Here is a 20961-nt window from a genome sequence, read left to right on the forward strand (position 1 = left end):
AGCCCTGCATGAATCTCAGCAAAAATAATTACGTCTTTACTGTGCAGCAAACCTTGCCGGCAACCAGAGAAATCTTAAACCACAACACGCTTTATAAATCGTCGCTGGCGAGGGTAATAACCACTAAATATTTTATAGGGCAGGTTAACGATACCGATTTTAAGATCATCGGCTCATCAGCCAAGTCGCCGGCTTGCGTGCTCAGCGGCAAGTTGATACCCTTAGATGAATATACTACGCTGGTAGAAATTGATACCACACTACACAAGGCCTTCCGCATCCTGTTTGTAATTTGGGTGGGGTTTGTGGCCCTGGCAATGATTATCCCGGCGTTTGTTCATTTCAATCTGCGGCAATTATTATCGGGCATTGCGGGCGCAGCTGTTGGTGCTATCGTATTTCGCGCGATGCTCCACCTGTTTTATATCAGGGGACGGAACAGAAGCATCCGGAATATCGAAAGCATTTTACAGTAGATACCGCTAATTCCCCGTGTATTTCGTCCTCGAGCGATATGCTGCCAATATCTTGTCCAGGTTTTTAAACTTAAATTTTTTGTTTTGCAGTTGTTGCACAAGGTCGGGCACGTCGGCAAATGCGTTGCTCAATACTTTGATAAAGTTCCCTTTGGTTAATTGGTAAGTGGTATTACCATCCTGGTACATCGGTATCATCTGGGTGGCATCGTAAGAAGGAGACATTCGCCAACCATAATTATAGGTGATGTGTGAGGTTGAGGTAGGCGGGCCAAAGGAGGGTGCCGGGGTTTGGGTCATCGTCATCCCGCCACCGCTGGAGATTGATTTGAATTTGTAATACAGGTGAGTTGTTGGGGTCACGGCGATGGTTTTGGCGAAGTATCTTTTGTTGACGTTACCGCCATCGGTGAGTACCGTGAGGCTGTCGTTCTCATTCAAGCGCACCATTACCAGGGCTTTGATATTTTCAAGCTTGATTTTCTCTTTATCGGCATCTTTTGTGGCTTTGTAATAAAAGTTATCGCCCGATGGCTGAAAGGTAATTAGTCCGCTTACTTTCTTCCCGTCGTTATCAAAATAATAACCGTTATGAAATAGTTTATTTGAACAGGCAGATATAAGGCCGCAGCAGCAAAGCACAAGCAAAGTAATTTTACGCATAAGGTTTTGGTGTTTATCTGCGTAAATATACTGCCAGGAAATTAAAGAATACCGGAAATGATTGTTTTTTTTCCGCCCACACCACTGTACGCGCTGGTATTTCAATTTGCCAGCATAGCTACCTGCACGCCGGTACTGGCTAATTGGCTTAACTATTAGTCTGCCGTCCCCGCTAGACATAATCTTTAATTCCATACCTCGTGGCGTATCCTGTAACATAATCGATATACCCAGCGTCTGTATATTACATACATAAATCCCCCTTCATGAAGTACCATCTACCCGGCTTTAACCCACAAAACCTTACTAAATCTTTTTTATGCGGTATCATCTTACTCTTAATTACTATTTGCGGCTATGCGCAGGAAAACAGCCCCTTTACTACCGGCTTTGAGGAAACTATCCCTTCGAAAATACTAGGCCAGCAACGTAAAATCTGGATACATATCCCTACAAGCAACGGCGGTAATAAAATTAAAGACCGCGGCCACTACCCGGTTATTTATTTGCTCGATGGCAGCGAAAACTTCAATACCGTTGTGAGTATTACCGAGCATATGGCCGAATCGAGCCTCTGCCCGCCAATGATTGTGGTTGGCATTGTGCAGGCAGACAGGCTTAGCGAACTAACCATCGGTACCGATAAAGAACTACCCGGTGTGGTTGGCAACGGCGAAAAATTCATGGCCTTTATAGAGAAAGAACTTATCCCGTATATCGACGCCAGCTACCCTACCACAACTTATAAAACAATTATTGGCCATTCGCTTGGCGGCTTAACGGTTATGAACACCTTACTGCATAAACCGGAGCTGTTTAATTCCTATGTTTCGCTCGAAGCATCCTTATGGTGGGACCATCAAAAACCTGTTAGAGACGCAAAAACCATTTTGGCCGCTCAAAATTATAAAAGCAAAACGCTGTTTATGGCCATAGCTAATCGCCTGGAAAAAGGCGTGGATACACTTAGCGTCCAAAAAGATACCAGCGGGTCCACGGCGCTTATCCGCAGCAATTTAGAATTGATTAAAGACCTTAATAAAAACAAAAAGAACCAGTTACGTTTCAAATACAAGTATTACGAGAACGACGATCACCCATCGGTAAGGTTAATTGGAGAGTACGACGCCTTACGGTTCATCTTTGATTTTTACAAGTTGAGAATTTACCAAAGCGAGTTGAAAAATCCCAATTTTAAGATAGATTCGGTATTGGTAGCGCATTACAAAAACGTTTCTGAACAAATGGGATACACGGTTAAACCGGGCGAGAACCAGGTTAATAGCCTTGGATACCAAATGTTGAATGCTAAACAGTATAAAAAGGCAGAAACTTTATTCGAACTCAATATTGCCAACAATCCTGAAAGCGCCAATTGCTATGATTCCCTGGGCGATTTATATCTTGCAACCGGTGATAAAATAAAAGCGATCAAAAGTTTCAAAAAAGCTTTATCTCTGAAAGCTATACCCGAAACAAAGGACAAGTTGGATAAGCTATTAAGCGAGGGTAAAAAATAACGCGACGGGAATTAAGGAGTTCAAGTACCTCATCGCTGTTTCATTGGCCGGAGTTTAACACTTCGGCCAATGACCGAGAGGTGCTACTGCATCACCCGCGCTACTAAAACAGCAATTCGATTTTAATGTGATAGGGTTTAGGTACTAGTTCCTTTATGCAACAGTACCTTTGCAAATACGTTTAAAAGTAAAGCCTGCGGCCAGGCCCTGCAATACTTACAAGTAGGTATTTAATCAGGCCAGGAAGACAGCATCTGTAACTATATCAAATCAAAGGCGCGGGCGTATTCCGAGAGTTCGAAATAGGTGTTTACCTGCAATTTGGCTTTGATATTGCGGCGGTGAGTTTCGGCAGTGGTTTCGGCAATAAAAAGCTCAGCGGCTACTTCCGCAGCACTTTTCCCTAACGCGGTTAAGCGCAGCACCTCTTTTTCGCGAGGGGTAAGCCGGCTGAAGATCTTGAAATTCTTGCGCAGGAAATTATTCTCCTGCAATAGCCGTTCGGCCTTAGTCGTCATATGGTGCATGGCATCTATTGGTAGTGCCAGGCTTATCAGCAAACGGGGCTTGCCATTATCATCGCGACTAAAAATCTTTAAACTGGATAGGTGCCAGTTCCAGTTATCGCTCCCGGCAAAACGCACCTGCTGAAAAAATGTTACCATCTCATCATCACTGTTGCGGCTCATTAAATCGAATAACTTGGGGGCGTAATCCTTGGCATCCTCGTCATTAAAATGCCTGCGGTGATACTCCTCCACCGGTATAGTTGCTATTTCCTCCATAGTAGTGTTCAGCAGGGCAAGTCCTCTTGACGATAAATAAGCCACCGATCCATCCACCATATCATGAATGATGACTACGCCCGGCAGTTGTTCAAACGTGGGTATGTGTTCTTCGATTTTGGCTTTAAGATGATCGGGCAGTTTGGGGTTAATGGCTGGCATTTACGTGGTACCTTGTAAAAAGATAAATATAAGGTATAACACACAAATTATATAGGAGCCATTTAACCTTTAGGAGAATTTTTTTAAAAATAAGACGGGCAAGCCGGTATTTCTAAAGCCCTTGAAGGCCCTCGATCAGGTATGCCATCGATAAGAGGATGATAAACAAGGGCAACAATATCCACCAGCGAAACCGTATGCCATAACCAGACATGTAATCGGCACTATAATTCTTCCACCTTGCGCGCCTGGTGGCTTTGATGAGCATAACCAAGCCAAAAACAGAAGCCGCCAAACCGATTGCGCCGATGATGATTTTTGTCCAGTCCATGCTATGCAAGTTTTCTATAAAACTAGCGCAAGATACTCTACTGAGCGCCCTGCATAAACAGCGTCTATGAAATGATTAATCAACTACGATAGTGGCATAGTCCTTATTATCGGCATCGAAAATAATGTTTACTATATCACCGGGCTCCGGTCGTGCATACTGTTTAAACGGCTGCTTAATTACTATGTTTCTTGATCCCGATTCTTCCTCTATTTGTAAGGTTATCTTACAAACGCGCTCCGCACTTGAGCCCATGCCTTGAGTTATTGGTGTTTTTTCTACTCCGATAACGGTGCCTACTGCATTTATAGGATTTTTAATTACATATTCCCCGGTTTTGAAAAAACCGAAGTAGATACCGCCTGTTATCAATATTATTACAACAATTGTTTCAATCCACATTCCTTTAAATATACAATATCAACACAACTTTCAGAGTTTTTTCGACGAATCTGTAATCTCAAGACATTAAGCTGTTACATCATCTTGCACTTAATCATACTCCCCTGCTCCCAAACACAAAGCGTTTTATTACGGGCCAGCACAGCAGTTTGCAGAAACGCCCCTTTATCAATGGCGGTAGTCTTTTTCGTTTTCAGGGATACCATCTTAACGGTATCATTATTTTGATAGGTTAACACCAGATTATCGTCCGGGCCGGAGATATCGCAGGTGCGGCCTTTAGCAATAAAAGTTTCGGGGCGGCCAGGCTGAGCATAGTAGATGCCGCCTTTGCGCTGCCAGGTGGTATAGATGGCACCATTATCGCCTATGAGGATGCCGCCTTCTTCATCGTTTGCTTCCGCAGTAAATTGATTACCACGTAAGCCCCCACCATAGCCGGAAAAAACAGCAGGAACGAGCGTTGCAGCAGGGTAAAAATGGGCAGCAAAGTAGCCGGGATAATGGTGCCGAACAATTTGGATATCAACACCTCGGCAAAGCCGCTGCCCCCAGGGCTAGGCGCAAAGTATATACCGAACTGGATAATCACCTGGAAAGCGATCACCTGCACCAGGTTAGCATTTACACCAAGGCCCATCAAAATCACCCATTGCAGGCAATATTTATTGAGGTAAAGCAAGGTGGTTATGAGCAAACTAAGCGGGAACAAAAAGGGGTGCTTGCGTATGATAACGCTGCAGGTTTCCTGGTATTTGCTGATGTTCAAAAATGATTTTTCTGCCCAGGCACTTAATTTTTGTTTCCGATTGGGGAAGATGGCAGAAAGGCCCGCGGCGATTTTTTTGATGATGGCACCCACCCAAAGCGGTTTCCAGAACGCCAGAATAAAGGCCATCAAAAACAGCAGGAAAAAAGTAAAACCGAATTTAAGCATCTGCGGCACGAAGCTGCTTACGCTGCTGGTATCCATCAGTGTTATGGCCACAAAGCCTGCCAGTGGCATAAATATCAGCGTAGCACCCATATTGATGAGGCTAATGGCAAACGCATCAATAAAAGTAACACCGTTGCTGGTGTACACGAATATCTGGGCAGGGCCCGCGCCGCCATGGGCCGGGGTAACCGCGCCCATAAACATATTGGCCACGTTTGCCCTGAAACTCACCCAATGCGAAACGGCGGGGGCCAGTTTACGCACATAGATATGGTTTCGCCAGCTGCCCAATTGCAGATCTACAAACAGCATAACAAAGCAAATGGCGATATATTTATAAGAGATATGCTGAAGTGCCTTTACGGTATTGCCGGTGTTGTTGTAAAAAAAGATACCAGCGATGGTGATAACCGTTATCAGTGCGAACCAAAGGGCTCCTTTAATGATAACGTTTTTGTTGAATACCTTATTTATCTCTTGTTTATCTTCCTTAATAGCTTCCTGTTCGGTCATTTGTATATGCTAATTTTCTCTCTTTTATATTAAAATAATGGTTCGCCTTCCGATTTTTCGGGGGTGATGCCTTTCCATTTCAGGATGGTATCGAACAAATCGGCGGTACGTGCCGGCTTGGTGTCCCAACCTTTTTGGTTATATATCATCGGTACGTGGATGTGCTGGCGATGCAGTGAACCATGCGACCCCACGTGCTCGGGGTATTCCCAAAAATCGCGCAGATCGTAACCCACGGTAGCGCTTATCACGATATCCCCAGCCCTACGGCTTTGGAACAACTGGTATATTTGGAAAATAGCATCCGGGTAATCTGTTTCAAAGGTGGCTTCCAGAATGGCGCGATGGCCCGTCGCTTCAACCTTGCCGCCGTACTTCAGTACATCTGCGGTTATTGGCTCGTACGTAAACACATCGTCTTTAACCGATATCTTAGCTTTGCCTTCGCGGTTGTGAGTGATGAAAGTCTGCTCCTCGTTGCCACGGTAAATGGCAAAATCTACAGCGTCTTCTTTGATCAGTTTCTCCAAACGTTCGCCGCCCATTATCTTTACTATTTCGGCTTCGCGGAGCACGTGGTCGCCCTCGTGATCCAGCAGGTGTATGCTACCGAAGGAGTTGCCGGAAATCATTACAGCCGATTTGGGTTTGCGTCTCCAGATAACCGGGTAGTAAACAGATTTAAGGCCGTTGTTGGTCATCCAGTCGCCCAGATCGAGGTGTTTAGTAGTTGGGGTAAGCCCGTGGTCGGATGTCATCACAAAGAGGGTATCGTCCCACCAGCCTTTGCTTTCCAGCTTGGCGCGTACGGTGCCCAGGCTACGATCTACTATGCGATAAGCTTCTATAGTGCGCTCATCGCGGATGTGGTGGTAGTGCGAATCCCAATCAACGCTGGGGAACACCGCAAACAGGAAATCGAAATCTTTGCCACTTTCCAGCATCTCCATAATACGGGCATGGCCCTGCAAATCAACCGGGTGATGTATCTGTTTAAAATGCGCCTTGGTGTACAGCATGCCCTTGCCTTTTTTGCCCAGATCGTATTCATCGGGCACGTTACGGGTTATCATGTTGTACATATTGTACGATTCGCCCATCAACTCGAACAGCGTGGGCTTATCCGGGTGCATATCGGTATTGAACCAGGCTGCCTCCGGGCCGCAATAGCTGCGCATAGCATTCTTGTTCCAGCGAGTACGTTTGAATTCTTTTTTATCGAACCAGCGGATACCCGTAATATCCTGCGTGCCGGGGAAATGGCCGGTTAAAAACGGCAGGTAAGCCGGGCCGGTGGTACTTGGGAAACAGGTGGTGGCTTTGCGGTAGGTGCCTTCGTCTATTATCCTTTTTATATTCGGGAGTATCCCCTGCGCTAACAGCTCGGGGAGTACTTCGCTATGGGCGCCGTCTACCAGATAAAACAGCACTCTTTTTTTACTTTGCATTAAAATCAATTATGTTAAAAACAATCAAAATTGACTAAATGTAGTTTTCAGTCAATTGCCGCAAAGGTAATTTAATTTAACAACAGAAAAACGCCGGATTAATATTGTAACCGGGAAATGACTATTACATTTTGTTAATTTTTTGTTAAAATTGCGGTTGTTTAGAACCATTATTGATTGAAGCGACTGATTGCCATATTGCTGATAAGCATCCACCTGTTCAACGCGGGCGGATATATGTTGATGCAGCAATACCAGGTTTACCGCACGGATAAACGCATGAACGAGCTCATCAGCCAAAACCTGTACAACCCCAACGCACTGATTGAAGTAAAGGTTGCCCAGCACCTCCCCGGCATAACCGAAACCTGGGGCGATTATAAAAACATAGACGGGCAGGTACAGCTTAAAAACGCCTGCTACAACTATGTAAAACTAAAAGTAACGCGCGATACGCTTTACCTGATGGTGATACAGAACTACGAAAAAACCAAGCTGATAGGCAAGAACATCATCTACGCCAGGCAGATAAACGATATCCCCCAGGGCGATAAAGACCACGATGCCTCCATAAAGAAAGGCGGCCTGGATGGCAAATACAGCCTCCCGGTGCTCACCTATCGGTTTACATCGTTTGAAGATATCGCACCTTTAACCCTTAAGCCTGTACAAAACGGCTTAATTGATCCATTCATCACTGTAGACGGCCAACCGCCAGAGCATTTGGCTTAAATCCTCTTCAATTTAAGCAGCTATAATCAACACGCTTGCGCACCATGTTGCGGCAGGTGGCTGCTGTTATCTTACTTATCCAAATACTTTATCAAGAAATTGTAAATGAAACATTTATATATCATGTTGCTGCTGGCTATTTTTGTGAGCGGCGCAGCACAGGCACAACAAAAAACCGCTATAGACACCGTAAAGCTCGATAGCGTTATCATTAAAGAGGGCCGCAGCAAAAACCTGCCCGACCAAAGCGGCACCTACCTCTTCTCGGGCAAAAAAACCAATGTAATATACGCCGACCCAGGCAAAGCAAACCTATCTGGCAACGTGGCGCGTACGCTGTTTGCGCAGGTACCAGGCATCAACGTTTGGGAAATGGATGGCGCGGGCCTGCAGCTTAACATAGGCACCCGCGGTACCGATATGCACCGCTCTATTGAAACAAACATCCGCCAAAACGGATACAACACAAACTCAGATGTGTTCGGCTACCCCGAAAACCATTACAACATGCCTTTCCAGGCTATTGGCGAGGTGCAGTATGTGCGTGGCTCGGCAGCCCTGCAATTTGGAGACCAGTTTGGCGGGATGATTAACTTTAAGATAAAAGAACCGGATACCACCAAAACCTTTGGGCTGGAGAGCGAACAAACCATTGGCGCTACCCGTTTCTTTAACACCTACAATGCTATTGGCGGTAAAGTGGGCAAAATTAGCTATTACGCTTATTTTGATGCCCGCAACGGCGATGGATGGCGGCCCAATTCCAAGTTCAATTACCATGCGTTTTATGCGCACATTAAATACCAGTTCAACAGCAAGGGCAGCCTGGCGTTCGAGTTCTCCCGGTCAGATTATGTGCAGCAGATTGCCGGCGGCTTAACCGACGCCCAGTTTGCCGTTACCAGCCGCCAGTCGAACCGTGCGCGTAACTTCTTCAATCCGGTTATCAATATCCCGGCATTGTTGTTCAACTACAACTTCAGCAAACACACCAAACTGGAGATTACCTCGCACATGCTTGCGGGCCAGCGCAACAGCGTACAATTTATTGCCACGCCAAACGTAAGCGATACCGTAAACACCACCCTTAAAACATACAACCCCCGCCAGGTAGACCGCGACTATTACAAAAGCTTCACTACCGAGGCGCGCCTGGCTACCAGTTACCTTTTAGGCGGGCACATCAGCACCTTAAGCACCGGCATACGCTATTCTAACACCCTTACCAAACGCTTGCAAAAAGGCGTAGGCACAACCGCATCTGACTTTGATTTGAGCCTGGTGAAAGATTACGGCATAGATACCCATCTGAAAACCGATAACTACGCGGCCTTTGTAGAGAACCTTTTCCGCATCACCAAAAGGTTTTCTTTTACGCCGGGGGCCAGGTTAGAGGTAATCAAATCTAACTTAAGTGGTGTGGTGAACAACCGCAACACGCCTATTGATTTCCACCAAAGCCGTAACTTCCCGCTGTTTGGCGCGGGGCTGCAATACCAGGTGAGCAACGGCAGCCAGCTATACGGCAACATTTCGCAAGCCTACCGCCCTTACCTATACGCGGCAGTAGTGCCGGCCGACCAGCTTACCGTGGTGGACAAGAACATCAAGGATAGCCGCGGCTACGATATTGATTTTGGTTACCGCGGCCGCATTACACAGGTATTTACATTTGATGTGAACGCCTTTTACGTAAAATATAACAACCGCGCCGGCACCCTAACACTAACGGATAACACCAATATAAAACATCTCTACTTAACCAACATAGGCAATGCGGTATCTAAAGGCATCGAGGTTTATACCGAGGTGTCATCGCTACGTGGATTCAACCCGCAATCGGGCACGGACATTAGGCTGTTCAACACCCTGGCTTACACGCATGCCAGGTACGTTACAGGCTCTATCAACGTTTCGGGCGTAAACAATAGCCTGGTGGGTCATCAGATAGAAGGCACCCCAACCTGGACCAACCGCACCGGCCTTACCTTCCTGAGCGGCGCGGTAACCAGCACCATATTGTTCAGCTACGTGAGCAAAAACTTTAGCGATGCCAATAACACCGCCTTCAACGCAACAGGCGCCAGCGGAGTAGTGCCGGCCTACCGTTTGGTAGATTGGAGCTTCAATTACAATTTCCTAAAGAATTACCACGTAAACTTCCAGGTAAACAACCTGCTTAACGAGAAATACTTCACCCGCAGGATAAACATGTACCCCGGCCCCGGCATCCTCCCCGGCGACGGTAGGTCGTTTAACATTGGGTTAGGGATAAAGATTTAGGCGCGAGCCCCCCGGTCCCCGGGCCGAAGGACTCCTATGAAGAAGGGGAGTTTGACATTTTTAAGCCCATCTGAATTTTTCAGATGGGCTTTTCTATGAATTAAATTCCGCTGATATTTGTTATGATTTTAAGAGAATATCATGACAACGCTAACTATTAATATCCCAGACGATAGTTCGGATACAATATCTGATATAACCTCGCTTGTAAAAAATGCAGGCGGTGAAATATCTATCTCTTTTGACAAGGGGTTGAGCGTAGACGAAATGGAATTACTAAAATCCGCTTATAAAGAAGCCTTGTTAATCAAAGATGGTAAACTAAAAGGCATCCCAGCATCCGAATTGTGGAATGACTAATCTCTTGGGCAATACATCAAACATGCCTCTAACTTCTGTTCCCCCTTCAGGTGCTAGGGGCCGGGGATCTAAGCAAATTTCTCCACTACCGCAACCAGGTCAGTTAAATCGAATGGCTTTTTGAGGTAGCCATCGGCCAGGCCGGCTTCGGCAACTTCTGCGATATTGCTTACGGCTGATACGATGATTACGGGAATATGGCTGGTGGCGGGGTCAGTTTTTAAACCCCTGCTTATTTGCTGGCCGTTGGCATCGCTGCTCCAATCGGTAAGCCAGTTATCCAGCAGGATGATATCCGGGGCATGTTCGCCCAGGTGCTTCAGTATCCTGGCATTGTCGGACGATATCACCACGTAGCCTTCGTCTTCCAGGGCAAGCGTAACGGCATCCCTTATATCCTTATCATCCTCAATAACTAAAACTTTCTTAGCCATAATCTTAAGCCTGTAAATAATGTTGATTTCGCAGGCGCGCATCCAACGCCCTCGTACAATTAACACTAGGGCACATAATTTGTTTATTACGACAAGGAAAAAAAATGACCGTTGATTTTTCGCAGGTTAATTGTTTTCAATGCGCTCAATAGGGCTTCGCCGTTTTAATGATTACGTTGATTCCGCTGATGATGTCCTCCGGGAATTTAGAATTGATTTAATGGGCCACAAATAATCAGCCACCGCATCCTATAAAAAACAATGCTAACCGTAAACAGCCCACCGCAAACTGCCCACTGGCTATCCGGCTACGCCATCCAAATTAAAGCAGTTGCGGCAGCGTGGCTCGTAACTTTCTTTTTCGCCGAGCAGTATCTGGCGCTCATCCGGCACCAGGCGGTACGAGTTCAGCGCGGGGCTGCCGCATTTTACGCAGACGGCGTGCAGCTTGGTTACAGATTCGGCCATGGCCATCAGTTCGGGCATCGAGCCAAAGGGGCGGCCCTTAAAATCCATATCTAAACCGGCAACAATTACCCTTACACCGCTGTTGGCCAGCTTGCTTACCACGTGCGGCAGGTCATCATCAAAAAACTGGGCCTCATCAATACCCACCACCTGTACATGCGCAGCAAGCGGCAATATGGCTGATGCATTGTCGACAGCTTTAGAGGGGATAGAGTTGAGGTTATGTGATACCAGGGCGCTTTTATCGTAACGGGTATCGGCCACGGGGCTAAAAATTTCCACCTGCACTTTGGCAATACGCGCACGGTTTACCCGCCTGATGAGTTCTTCGGTCTTACCCGAAAACATCGACCCGCAAATTACCTCTATGCTTCCGCCTACCTCGTTACGCCGCCTGAAAACTTCCTCTGTGTACAAATCGCAAAACTTTTGTGAGGGGCTAATATCAGAATTTTATCCTATTTTTGATTGGCATTTTTCCTAACATAATAGCTATGAAGCAACAGGAAGTATTTAAAAAGATAGGCGTAATTATACAAGAACTGAACGAACAGTATGAGTATCTGCAAACTACGGTAGATGATCTGAACGACCTGGAGCTTGAGCTTTTTGTTGCCAACACCCATTTTTTAAAGGACCATGCCGAAATACTGCGCAAGCTGAACGCCATAAAAAGCCAGCCAGCGGCCAAAACCAGTATTAAGGACGAGCCTAAATGGTTCGAGCCGATGGTGCAGCCCGCAAAAAACACCACTGTGCCTTTCATGCCGGATACACCCAAACCTGTTACTAACGATAGCATCCGGTTTGAGATAGTGCGGCCCGAAGAAGATGAACTACAATTTGAGCAGCCCGAGCCTTTTGAAGAACCAGAGCCTGTTATAGACCAGAGCGTCGATGCTCCTGCCGATAGCCCGGAAGTGGAGGAAGAACCCGAAACCATCCGCCATGAACTGCTGCTTGATGAAGCCGATAATTTTGAGGACGAAGAAGAAGGCCAGAGCCAGGACGAGCTTCTGCTGACGCCGATTGCGGAGATAGAAGAAGAGCCTGAAGCCGACAACCCGGAGGCCGGAGAAGAAGCAATTGAGGTGGCTGAAGAAGAGCCGGTGGTGGTTGAAGAAGAAGTTGAACCGGAGCCGGAAATCGAAGAAATTCCAGCTTCTGTTGCAGAAATTGTTGAGCCTGAACCTGTAATTGAGGAAACAGCAGAGGAAGAAATTCCGGAACCTGAACCAACCCTGTTTGACGAGCCGAAGAAAAACGGCAAAAAGGCATTAGCCGAAAGCATGGAGGATATACAGGTAGAGAACCTGATGCCAAAAACCAAAGGCAAAAAAGCCGGGGAAGAAGAAAAAGAAGCAGAGCCGGTGCTTACCCTTAATCAGCGCCTATCGGCGCAGAAGAAGGAAGTTAAACAGGAGCCTGTAGAAACTTTAGAGCCATTGGCAGATATCAAATCTGCCATTACGCTCAACGACAAGCTGCTATTTGTGAAGGACCTGTTCAAAGGCTACAATTTAGCTTATACCGAAGCGATAGAAATTGTAAACCGTTTCAGCAGCTTTGAGGAAGCCGACCGCTTTTTGCAGAACAACTACGTAACCAAAAACAACTGGGAAGGCAAAAAAGAAACCTCAGATAAGTTTTATGCCTTGCTGAGGAGGCGCTACGCGTAAATAACCGCCCCCTATCCGTGGATAACCCCCATACGGTTACTATCCAGCTTCAGCAAAATAAACAGCAGGATGGTGAAGCTAAGCAATGAAGAGCCTCCGTAGCTGATAAAAGGCAGAGGGATACCTATTACCGGCATCACGCCTATGGCCATGGCTATATTGATGAGCACGTGGAAGAAGATAATAGAGGCCACGCCATACCCATAAATACGGGAGAACGGTGCACGCTGCCGCTCGGCAATGAGCACGATGCGCAGCAACAAAAACAGGTACAAGCCCAACACCACTACCGAGCCAGCAAACCCCCACTCCTCCCCTATGGTGCAGAAAATAAAATCGGTGCTTTGCTCCGGCACAAACGCGTACTTGGTTTGCGTACCCTGCAAGTATCCCTTACCCCAGGCCCCGCCGGAACCGATGGCTATTTTTGCCTGATTCTGGTTGTATCCAACCCCTTTGATATCCCTGGTGAGGCCCAATACCACATCTATACGCTTGCGCTGATGCGGCTTTAAACCATGCTCGTACAAGGGCTTTACGCCGAATACGAAACCTATGCTGATGGCGGCCCCAATGATAACTTTGAATATAAGCGGCCTGTTTCTTTTGATTGATAACGAAATAAGCACAGTTGCGATAATGATAACCGCAACCACATAACCGCTGGGGAACAGCAAGGAGGTAATGAAGAGCGTAATAAGCAGGCCTACAACTATCAGGAAATACGGCGACAGCCCCTCGCGGTATAAAACGAATATCAGCGAACAGAATACCAGCGTGGAGCCGTCATCGGGCTGCAGCTTAATAAGCACCATGGGGAGCAGAATAATGCTCCCTGCTATCAGGAAACTCTTAGGGTCGGTTACCTTTACGTTGGTGGCGCTTAGGTATCGCGCCAGCAGCAAACAGGTGGCAAATTTAGCAAACTCCGAGGGCTGTAGCCTAAAGCCGCCGCCCATATCTATCCAGGCCTGGTTACCGCCCACGTTATGGCCCACTAACAGCACCAGCAATAGCATCAATACCGTAGTCACATAAAAGAATGGCGCCAGGGCAGATAAGAAACGGCTCTCCAGCAGCAAAATCAGCATACCCAGTACCATAGCTACGGCTATGTAGATGAACTGCTTGCCATAGCGGGTATCGGTATCGATGAAGCTGGAGTTGTTCTCATCAAACACTGCTGCCCGTATGTTGAACCAGCCAATAATGCACAGGGTGATGAACAGGAACACTGTTAGCCAGTCTACATTAGAAAAAAAGCTACTGCGCTGATTGTTGTTATTCATCGTCCTTACGTTTTGGCAGCATAGCCGTGGGTTTACTTAAGGGTTGCTTGCCCGCGGGCGTACCTGGTGCCGGCTGGTTTGCAGCCGCCTTCAATTTAAGTTTCGCCAATGAATCCACCTGGGCTTTTTTAAGGCTATCCAGGTGCTGTTTTCGTTTGTCGGCAGCCGTGGGTACAATTACCGGCAACAAGTTGGCATTCATATAATACTCAGGCGTAATACCCGATGCGCGTTTGGATATACTACCGGTTAAATATTTCTCTACAATAAAGCTGGCTATCGGCGCGGCCCAGGTTGCCCCCTGGCCGGAGTTCTCTACAATCACCGCAATGGCAATTTTAGGGTTATCGCGCGGCGCGAACGCTACGAATACCGAATTATCCCCCCGGTTTTTAACCTCGGCCGTACCTGTTTTACCGCACATGATAATACCGGGTATTTTTGAGCCATAAGCGGTACCCACATCTACCACCTGCTGCATGCCATCGATAGCGGGATGGAAATAGGCCGAATCTACCCCTACGTAATTGCGCAAGGTATATTCCTTCTTAATAATTCGCTTATCGCCGATGGCTTTGATTAAATGCGGCTTATAATAGAAGCCACGGTTGGCAATAATGGCCTCAATATTGGCAAGCTGCAATGGCGTTGCCGCAAGCTCGCCCTGCCCAATCCCAAGGGAAATTACCGTACTGGAGCGCCAGCCGCCTTTGCTGTAAAGCTTGTCGTAAAAAGCGGCTTTGGGTAAAAGGCCCCTGCTTTCGCCGGGCAAATCAAGATCAAGCCGGCTGCCGAGGCCAAATTTGGCCACATTGTTTCGCCAGGCGCTATAGCCCGTATCAACATTGCGTGCCCCAAAGCGGTTAACCAGCTTCTCGAACACCATATCGAAATACCCGTTGCATGAATGTGCAATAGCCTGCGACAGGTTTACCGCACCATGCACCTCGTTATGAAAACACTTAATGCGGCGATTACCTGATTGATAATAGCCACGGCATACATAAACCGTTTGCGGCGTTATCATACCTTCCTGCATAGCTATCAAAGCGCTCAACGGTTTAAACGATGAACCAGGCGGGTACGTTGCCTGCACCGGCCGGATAAAGAAGGGCTTGTAAGGGTCTTTATATAATTTGGCCGCGTTGTTGCCGCGCTCTCGCCCTACCAGCAGGTTTGGGTCGTAAGTAGGGGTGCTAACAAAGGCAAGTATTTCTCCGGTAGAGGGCTCTATGGCAACTATGCTGCCCACTTTATTGCGCATCAGGGCCTCGCCAAGCTTCTGTATGGTCATATCTAATGACGATACCAACTTTTCTCCCGCTACTGCCACGGTATCGAACGCGCCGTTGGCATAGGAGCCTTTGGGTTGGTTGCGCGAATCTACCATCTTATTGAGCACGCCACGCTGCCCGCGCAACACCGTTTCGTAAGATCTTTCTACACCGCTGATGCCGATATAGTCGCCCGGACTATAATACCCGCCCGAGCGTTTGATAATCGGGTCGGTAACTTCGCCAATATAGCCCAAAAACTGCGCAGCGGCAGAATCGGGGTAGGAACGCACGGGTCGTTGCTGCGGGAAGAAACCCACGAACTCCGAAAGGCGTTCCTGAAAAGTGGCATACAACTGCGGCGACAATTGTTTCTCGAAAACCGAGGCGCGGTAGGGCGAGTACTTGCGGGCCTTGGCCATGCGTTTATCGTAGCCTTCCTTATCTATGCCCAGCAGTTTGCAGAATTCTATGGTATCAAACGGTGTTACCTGCTTCGGTATCACCATAATATCGTAGATGATATCGCTTTGCACCATTATCTTGCCGTTCCTATCCAGGATGGGGCCACGGGCAGGATACTGTATCATCTTGCGGATTACGTTCTGGCTGGCGTAAAGGGCATAGCGGTCATCCACCACCTGTATGTAAAACAAGCGGCCCAGTAATAGCAAAATAAAGGCGATGAAAATACCGGCGATTATGTACCGCCGCTCAAAAAAACTGTTCATTAACGCTGTTTTCTCCTAAAAAATAACAAGCCCGAAACGATCATTAAAAATACGGTAAATATTGAACTCGATACCCAGCGTATTAGTGTGTACTCGAATTCATTTATCCTAAAAACTTCAAGGTTGAACAGCACGAAGTGATGCACCAGCGTAAGCACCGAGGCGTAGAAGAAAAACCAGCGGAAACCCATAATGCTGAGTGTTGGCTCGGGCTCGTTATCGAAACCATCCTTCTGCACCGTTATGCTGATGAACAACACACGTACCAGGGCAAGCACCGTACAGGCCGCGGCATGCAGCCCCGGTGTATCGTAAAACATGTCGATAGTCAGCCCCACCGCAAACGACAGGATAAACAATAGCACGTTGGGTATCTCGAAAGGCAGCAGCAGTATAAAAAGTATATACAGATACGGGATGCTCAAATCGTAAAGTGCGATATTCTTTAGCAGGAACACCTGCAGGAATATCAGCAGCACGAAACGCACCAGGCTTATCAGGATTACCCTACTCATCTTTCTTCTCCTGGGCCTCCAATCCCATCTGTTCGGTGGCAAACTTGTTGTTTACTACATACACATATTCCAACTTGCTGAAGTCTACCGCCAACGCCACTTCCATCTTCAGGAAATAGCCGGTGCCCTTAGCGTTGAGGCCGCTTACTTTCCCTACAGGTATCCCAGCCGGGAAAAGCGATAGCTGCGAAGTTACCACCTGCTCGCCTACCTTGGGCGATGCGTTATTCGATACATCTTCCAGCAGGGCTTTGTGCGGGTCAAAGTCCTCGCCCCATTGCAGGTAGCCAATTTCTTTATGTGTAGCCAGCATTACGCTAAAGCGCGAATCTTTATGCAACAGCGATTGCACTATGGAAACATGCTCGCCTACCAGCACCACTTTGCCCACTATCCCCGCGCCCGTTATTACGCCCATGCCCTTACCAATGCCATCTTTGCTGCCACGGTTTATAGTTAAGTAGTTATTACGCTTGTTTACCGAGTTGTTGATAACCTTGGCCTCTATATACTCGTATTGTTGCTTGTAAATGGTATCGTTCACCACATGTTTGGCAACCGAATCGGCGTATTTAGAAGAGCGTAGTTGGTTGCGAAGTTCAGCGTTCTCACGGGCCAATTGGTCGTTCACCTGGCGTAAAGAAAGGTAGCCTTTCAACTCGTCGGCATGGGTATAAAACTCGCTGGTAACCTTATTGGTGCTGTTGATAAAACTCGCCTTTTGAAAGGAGTTGTATTTGATGTAGATAACCAGCGATGATACAAAAAAAATGAGGAACAAAAAGAATGCGTTGTACTTAGTGATAAATATCAGGAGGTTACGCATTGGGGAGATTAGATATGAGATGTGAGATATGAGATGTGAGATTAGGAAAACTGCGCTTTCTCATATCTCGAATCTCATATCTCACATCTAAAATTATTGCATTAAAAACTTAAAGTTACCGATATTTTTAAGGGCGGTGCCGGTACCGCGCACTACTGCGCGCAGCGGGTCTTCGGCAACGTGTACGGGCAGTTTGGTTTTTGCGGCTACGCGTTTGTCTAAGCCGCGTAGCAATGCGCCACCTCCTGTTAAGTAAATACCGGTTTGGTAAATATCCGCCGAAAGTTCGGGTGGAGTTATCTCCAGGGCTTTCAGTATCGCTTCTTCTATCTTGGAGATAGATTTATCCAGGCAATGCGCAATCTCGGTGTACGATACCGTGATTTGCTTAGGCACGCCAGTCATCAGGTCACGACCCTGTACAGCGAAATCTGCAGGTGGTTCGGAAAGTTCCGGCAATGCGGCGCCTACCTCTATTTTTATCTTCTCGGCAGTACGGTCGCCAATCATGATATTGTGCTGGCGGCGGATGTACTGTACGATGTCGGAATCGAAGTTGTCACCCGCTACGCGGATACTCTGATCGCAAACAATACCCGATAGGGCGATAACGGCAATCTCGGTAGTACCGCCACCAATATCGATGATCATGTTACCCATCGGCTCTTCTACGTCGATACCGATACCTACGGCAGCTGCCATTGGTTCGTATATCAGGTACACTTCTTTAGCGCCTGCAATTTCGGCGCTATCGCGCACCGCGCGTTTCTCAACTTCGGTAATGCCCGATGGGATACAGATAACCATACGCAGCGATGGGAAGAACCATCCCTTGCCCTGGTTTATCATTTTTATCATCCCTCGTATCATCAGTTCGGCGGCGTTAAAGTCGGCAATTACACCATCTTTAAGCGGGCGCACGGTGCGGATGTTATCGTGGGTTTTACCCTCCATTTGCATGGCCTGGCGGCCAATGGCAATAACCTTATTAGTTGTGCGGTCGAAAGCAACTATCGATGGCTCATCAACAACTACTTTATCATTATGTATAATGAGGGTATTGGCAGTACCCAAATCTATGGCGATTTCTTGTGTGAAAAAATTAAATAAACCCATGTGGCGTTATTTCAAATATTTTGCAAAGTTAATAATAATGAACACGATTTGTTACGAAAATGCGTAGAGGGTACGAATTTCACGAATTAAAACTAATTAATAGTTAATAACTCCCGATTTGTATAATTCGTGCCCTTGTGTCGATTTTTATTCGTTAAAACCTTCGTGTAAGTTCGGTTTTATTTATCGTATTGTACCCGTTCTTTTCTGTGGAACTGGCGTTAATCGTATGATTTGTGTTATAAATTTTATTCCGGTTATATTTTAGGAGATGCTTATGGCGTTGCCTTCGGCCCGGGTTATCCGCTCATACTGCACGGGCATTAGCCACAGGCCGGTATCCGCTTCTACCCCTAACGCGAGTGCACCATTTTACAACCACTCACCATTCTCAACTCACCACTCACCACACCTTAGTGCTTAAAGTGCCTCACCCCGGTAGTAACCATGGCAATGCCTTTTTGGTTGCACATGTTAATGGAGTCCTGATCTTTTATAGAGCCGCCCGGCTGCAATACGGCTGTGATGCCTGCGTCGGCAGCTATCTCCACACAATCGGGGAAGGGGAAGAAAGCATCAGATGCCATTACCGCGCCCTTCAGGTCGAAACCAAAGCTTTCGGCTTTGATGATGGCCTGCTTCAAAGAATCAACCCTTGAGGTTTGGCCCACGCCGCTTGCCATCAACTGGCTGTTCCTGGCGAAAACGATGGTGTTGGATTTAGTGTGCTTTACCACTTTATTGGCAAAATAAAGGTCTTTCAGCTCTTCTGTAGTAGGCTCCTTTTCGGTTACCGGGTTCATTTGTGCCGGGCCTTCAATAACCAGGTCCATATCCTGCTCTATAACACCATTCAGGAGGGTTTTGAATTGCTTTGTCGGCAGCTCAACCTTATTGCGGATGAGTACGATGCGGTTCTTTTTAGCGGTTAATACTTTCAGCGCATCATCGGTATAAGCCGGGGCAATCAGCACCTCGTAAAATATCTTATCTATTTCTAAAGCAGTTGCCTCGCAAACTTCGGCGTTGGTAATCAATACACCGCCAAAAGCCGAAACCGGGTCGCAGGCCAGGGCATCTAACCAGGCCTCTTTAGTATGTAAACGACTGGCAATACCGCAGGCGTTTGTGTGTTTCAATATAGCGAAGGTTGGCTCTGTAAACTCGTTTATCAGTGCCACGGCAGCATCAACATCAACCAGGTTGTTGTATGATAACTCTTTGCCGTTCAGCTTAGTGAACATCGCATCAAGGTTACCGTAGAAAGTACCCTTTTGGTGCGGGTTTTCGCCATAACGCAATGTTTGGCTGGTTTGTATGCTCTGTTTAAAAACAGGCATCGGCTCGGTTTGATCGAAATATTGGAATATGTGCGTATCGTAGTTAGACGATATGTTGAATGCCTTTTGCGCGAAAGTACGGCGTTGGTCTATGGTAGTTGTACCGTCCTGGCTTTTCAGGATGTCTTCCAAAATACCATAATCGTTTTTAGAGGCTACGATAACCACATCTTTAAAGTTTTTAGCCGCTGCGCGGATAAGCGAGATACCGCCGATATCAATCTTCTCGATGATATCCTCCTGGCCTGCGCCGGAGTTTACCGTTTCTTCGAAGGGGTACAGGTCTACAATTACCAGATCGATCTCCGGGATAGCGTATTGCTCCAGTTGCTGGGCATCGCTATCTAAACCGCGGCGCGATAAAATACCACCAAACACCTTTGGGTGCAGGGTTTTTACGCGTCCGCCCAGTATGGATGGGTACGAGGTAAGATCCTCAACGGCAATCACATCAACCCCAAGGTCGCGGATAAAAGTTTCGGTACCACCGGTTGAATATATGTTGACACCAAGGCGATTCAGCTCGTGGATTATCGGCTCGAGGTTGTCTTTGTAATAAACAGAAATAAGGGCATTTTTTATTTGAACGGACTGGCTCATTTGCAGGGCTTTTTTTGAGCCGCAAAGGTATGAATTAGAGATTAGAGATTAGAGACTTAAGGTTAGTTTTTTTTATT

20 protein-coding genes are annotated in these 20961 nt (G+C 47.0%); 6 read left to right on the forward strand and 14 right to left on the reverse strand.

Annotated elements, in window-relative coordinates; genetic code table 11:
• Window positions 1-8: 8 nt before the first annotated feature.
• Window positions 9-476 carry a hypothetical protein gene (locus tag AC1DYT_RS11580; protein WP_477469766.1) on the forward strand — a complete coding sequence of 156 codons (468 nt, stop codon included), beginning with the start codon at window positions 9-11 and terminating at the stop codon, window positions 474-476.
• Between the two features lie 6 nt (window positions 477-482).
• On the opposite strand, the gene AC1DYT_RS11585 is transcribed toward AC1DYT_RS11580, so the two are convergent.
• A complete protein-coding gene (locus AC1DYT_RS11585; RefSeq protein WP_477469767.1) occupies window positions 483-1139 on the reverse strand; it encodes a hypothetical protein in 657 nt (218 codons plus the stop codon).
• Window positions 1140-1405: 266 nt separating this feature from the next.
• Here AC1DYT_RS11585 and AC1DYT_RS11590 point away from each other — a divergent pair, with 266 nt between their 5' ends.
• Window positions 1406-2659: an alpha/beta hydrolase-fold protein gene (locus tag AC1DYT_RS11590; protein WP_477469768.1), complete on the forward strand. Its 1254-nt coding sequence runs from the start codon at window positions 1406-1408 to the stop codon at window positions 2657-2659.
• A 260-nt stretch (window positions 2660-2919) separates the two neighbouring features.
• Here AC1DYT_RS11590 and AC1DYT_RS11595 read toward each other — a convergent pair whose 3' ends face one another.
• From AC1DYT_RS11595 to AC1DYT_RS11615, 5 genes are all read right to left on the reverse strand, one after another.
• Window positions 2920-3606, reverse strand: a complete 687-nt coding sequence (locus tag AC1DYT_RS11595; RefSeq protein ID WP_477469769.1) for a response regulator transcription factor — start codon at window positions 3604-3606, stop codon at window positions 2920-2922.
• Window positions 3607-3718: 112 nt separating this feature from the next.
• Entirely contained in the window at window positions 3719-3937 is a 219-nt protein-coding gene (locus AC1DYT_RS11600) for a hypothetical protein (RefSeq protein ID WP_477469770.1), read from the reverse strand.
• 75 nt (window positions 3938-4012) lie between these two features.
• The gene (locus AC1DYT_RS11605; protein ID WP_477458459.1) at window positions 4013-4339 is read right to left on the reverse strand and encodes a hypothetical protein; all 327 of its coding nucleotides are present in this window, start codon (window positions 4337-4339) and stop codon (window positions 4013-4015) included.
• 367 nt (window positions 4340-4706) lie between these two features.
• Window positions 4707-5789, reverse strand: a complete 1083-nt coding sequence (locus tag AC1DYT_RS11610) for a lysylphosphatidylglycerol synthase transmembrane domain-containing protein (RefSeq protein WP_477469771.1) — start codon at window positions 5787-5789, stop codon at window positions 4707-4709.
• A 29-nt stretch (window positions 5790-5818) separates the two neighbouring features.
• Window positions 5819-7237: an alkaline phosphatase family protein gene (locus AC1DYT_RS11615; RefSeq protein ID WP_477469772.1), complete on the reverse strand. Its 1419-nt coding sequence runs from the start codon at window positions 7235-7237 to the stop codon at window positions 5819-5821.
• Window positions 7238-7414: 177 nt separating this feature from the next.
• Here AC1DYT_RS11615 and AC1DYT_RS11620 point away from each other — a divergent pair, with 177 nt between their 5' ends.
• The 3 genes from AC1DYT_RS11620 to AC1DYT_RS11630 all read left to right on the forward strand — a co-directional run bounded on the left by AC1DYT_RS11620 (window position 7415) and on the right by AC1DYT_RS11630 (window position 10612).
• Entirely contained in the window at window positions 7415-7969 is a 555-nt protein-coding gene (locus tag AC1DYT_RS11620; RefSeq protein ID WP_477469773.1) for a hypothetical protein, read from the forward strand.
• Between the two features lie 105 nt (window positions 7970-8074).
• Window positions 8075-10252 carry a TonB-dependent receptor family protein gene (locus AC1DYT_RS11625; RefSeq protein ID WP_477469774.1) on the forward strand — a complete coding sequence of 726 codons (2178 nt, stop codon included), beginning with the start codon at window positions 8075-8077 and terminating at the stop codon, window positions 10250-10252.
• Window positions 10253-10393: 141 nt separating this feature from the next.
• On the forward strand, window positions 10394-10612 hold the full coding sequence (locus tag AC1DYT_RS11630; RefSeq protein WP_477469775.1) for a hypothetical protein: 219 nt from the start codon (window positions 10394-10396) through the stop codon (window positions 10610-10612).
• Window positions 10613-10680: 68 nt separating this feature from the next.
• Here the strand turns inward: AC1DYT_RS11630 and AC1DYT_RS11635 are convergent, their stop codons facing one another.
• Both AC1DYT_RS11635 and AC1DYT_RS11640 read right to left on the reverse strand, forming a co-directional pair.
• Window positions 10681-11046, reverse strand: a complete 366-nt coding sequence (locus AC1DYT_RS11635) for a response regulator (protein WP_477469776.1) — start codon at window positions 11044-11046, stop codon at window positions 10681-10683.
• Between the two features lie 300 nt (window positions 11047-11346).
• The gene (locus tag AC1DYT_RS11640; protein ID WP_477469777.1) at window positions 11347-11931 is read right to left on the reverse strand and encodes a thymidine kinase; all 585 of its coding nucleotides are present in this window, start codon (window positions 11929-11931) and stop codon (window positions 11347-11349) included.
• Between the two features lie 77 nt (window positions 11932-12008).
• Here AC1DYT_RS11640 and AC1DYT_RS11645 point away from each other — a divergent pair, with 77 nt between their 5' ends.
• Window positions 12009-13193: a hypothetical protein gene (locus tag AC1DYT_RS11645; RefSeq protein ID WP_477469778.1), complete on the forward strand. Its 1185-nt coding sequence runs from the start codon at window positions 12009-12011 to the stop codon at window positions 13191-13193.
• A gap of 11 nt (window positions 13194-13204) precedes the next feature.
• Here AC1DYT_RS11645 and rodA read toward each other — a convergent pair whose 3' ends face one another.
• From rodA to purH, 6 genes are all read right to left on the reverse strand, one after another.
• Complete coding sequence (gene rodA / locus AC1DYT_RS11650; protein WP_477469779.1) at window positions 13205-14482, reverse strand: rod shape-determining protein RodA; 1278 nt, start codon at window positions 14480-14482, stop codon at window positions 13205-13207.
• Window positions 14475-16487: a penicillin-binding protein 2 gene (gene mrdA, locus AC1DYT_RS11655; RefSeq protein ID WP_477469780.1), complete on the reverse strand. Its 2013-nt coding sequence runs from the start codon at window positions 16485-16487 to the stop codon at window positions 14475-14477. Before mrdA ends, rodA begins: the two co-directional genes overlap by 8 nt.
• The gene (locus AC1DYT_RS11660; protein WP_477458448.1) at window positions 16487-17002 is read right to left on the reverse strand and encodes a rod shape-determining protein MreD; all 516 of its coding nucleotides are present in this window, start codon (window positions 17000-17002) and stop codon (window positions 16487-16489) included. The genes mrdA and AC1DYT_RS11660 overlap by 1 nt, the downstream gene beginning before the upstream one ends.
• Window positions 16995-17828, reverse strand: a complete 834-nt coding sequence (gene mreC, locus AC1DYT_RS11665) for a rod shape-determining protein MreC (protein WP_477469781.1) — start codon at window positions 17826-17828, stop codon at window positions 16995-16997. Before mreC ends, AC1DYT_RS11660 begins: the two co-directional genes overlap by 8 nt.
• A gap of 93 nt (window positions 17829-17921) precedes the next feature.
• Window positions 17922-18944 carry a rod shape-determining protein gene (locus AC1DYT_RS11670; RefSeq protein ID WP_067054626.1) on the reverse strand — a complete coding sequence of 341 codons (1023 nt, stop codon included), beginning with the start codon at window positions 18942-18944 and terminating at the stop codon, window positions 17922-17924.
• 413 nt (window positions 18945-19357) lie between these two features.
• Window positions 19358-20884 carry a bifunctional phosphoribosylaminoimidazolecarboxamide formyltransferase/IMP cyclohydrolase gene (purH, locus tag AC1DYT_RS11675; protein ID WP_477469782.1) on the reverse strand — a complete coding sequence of 509 codons (1527 nt, stop codon included), beginning with the start codon at window positions 20882-20884 and terminating at the stop codon, window positions 19358-19360.
• Window positions 20885-20961 lie beyond the last annotated feature (77 nt).

Source organism: Mucilaginibacter sp. P1_D10 (assembly GCF_056406215.1).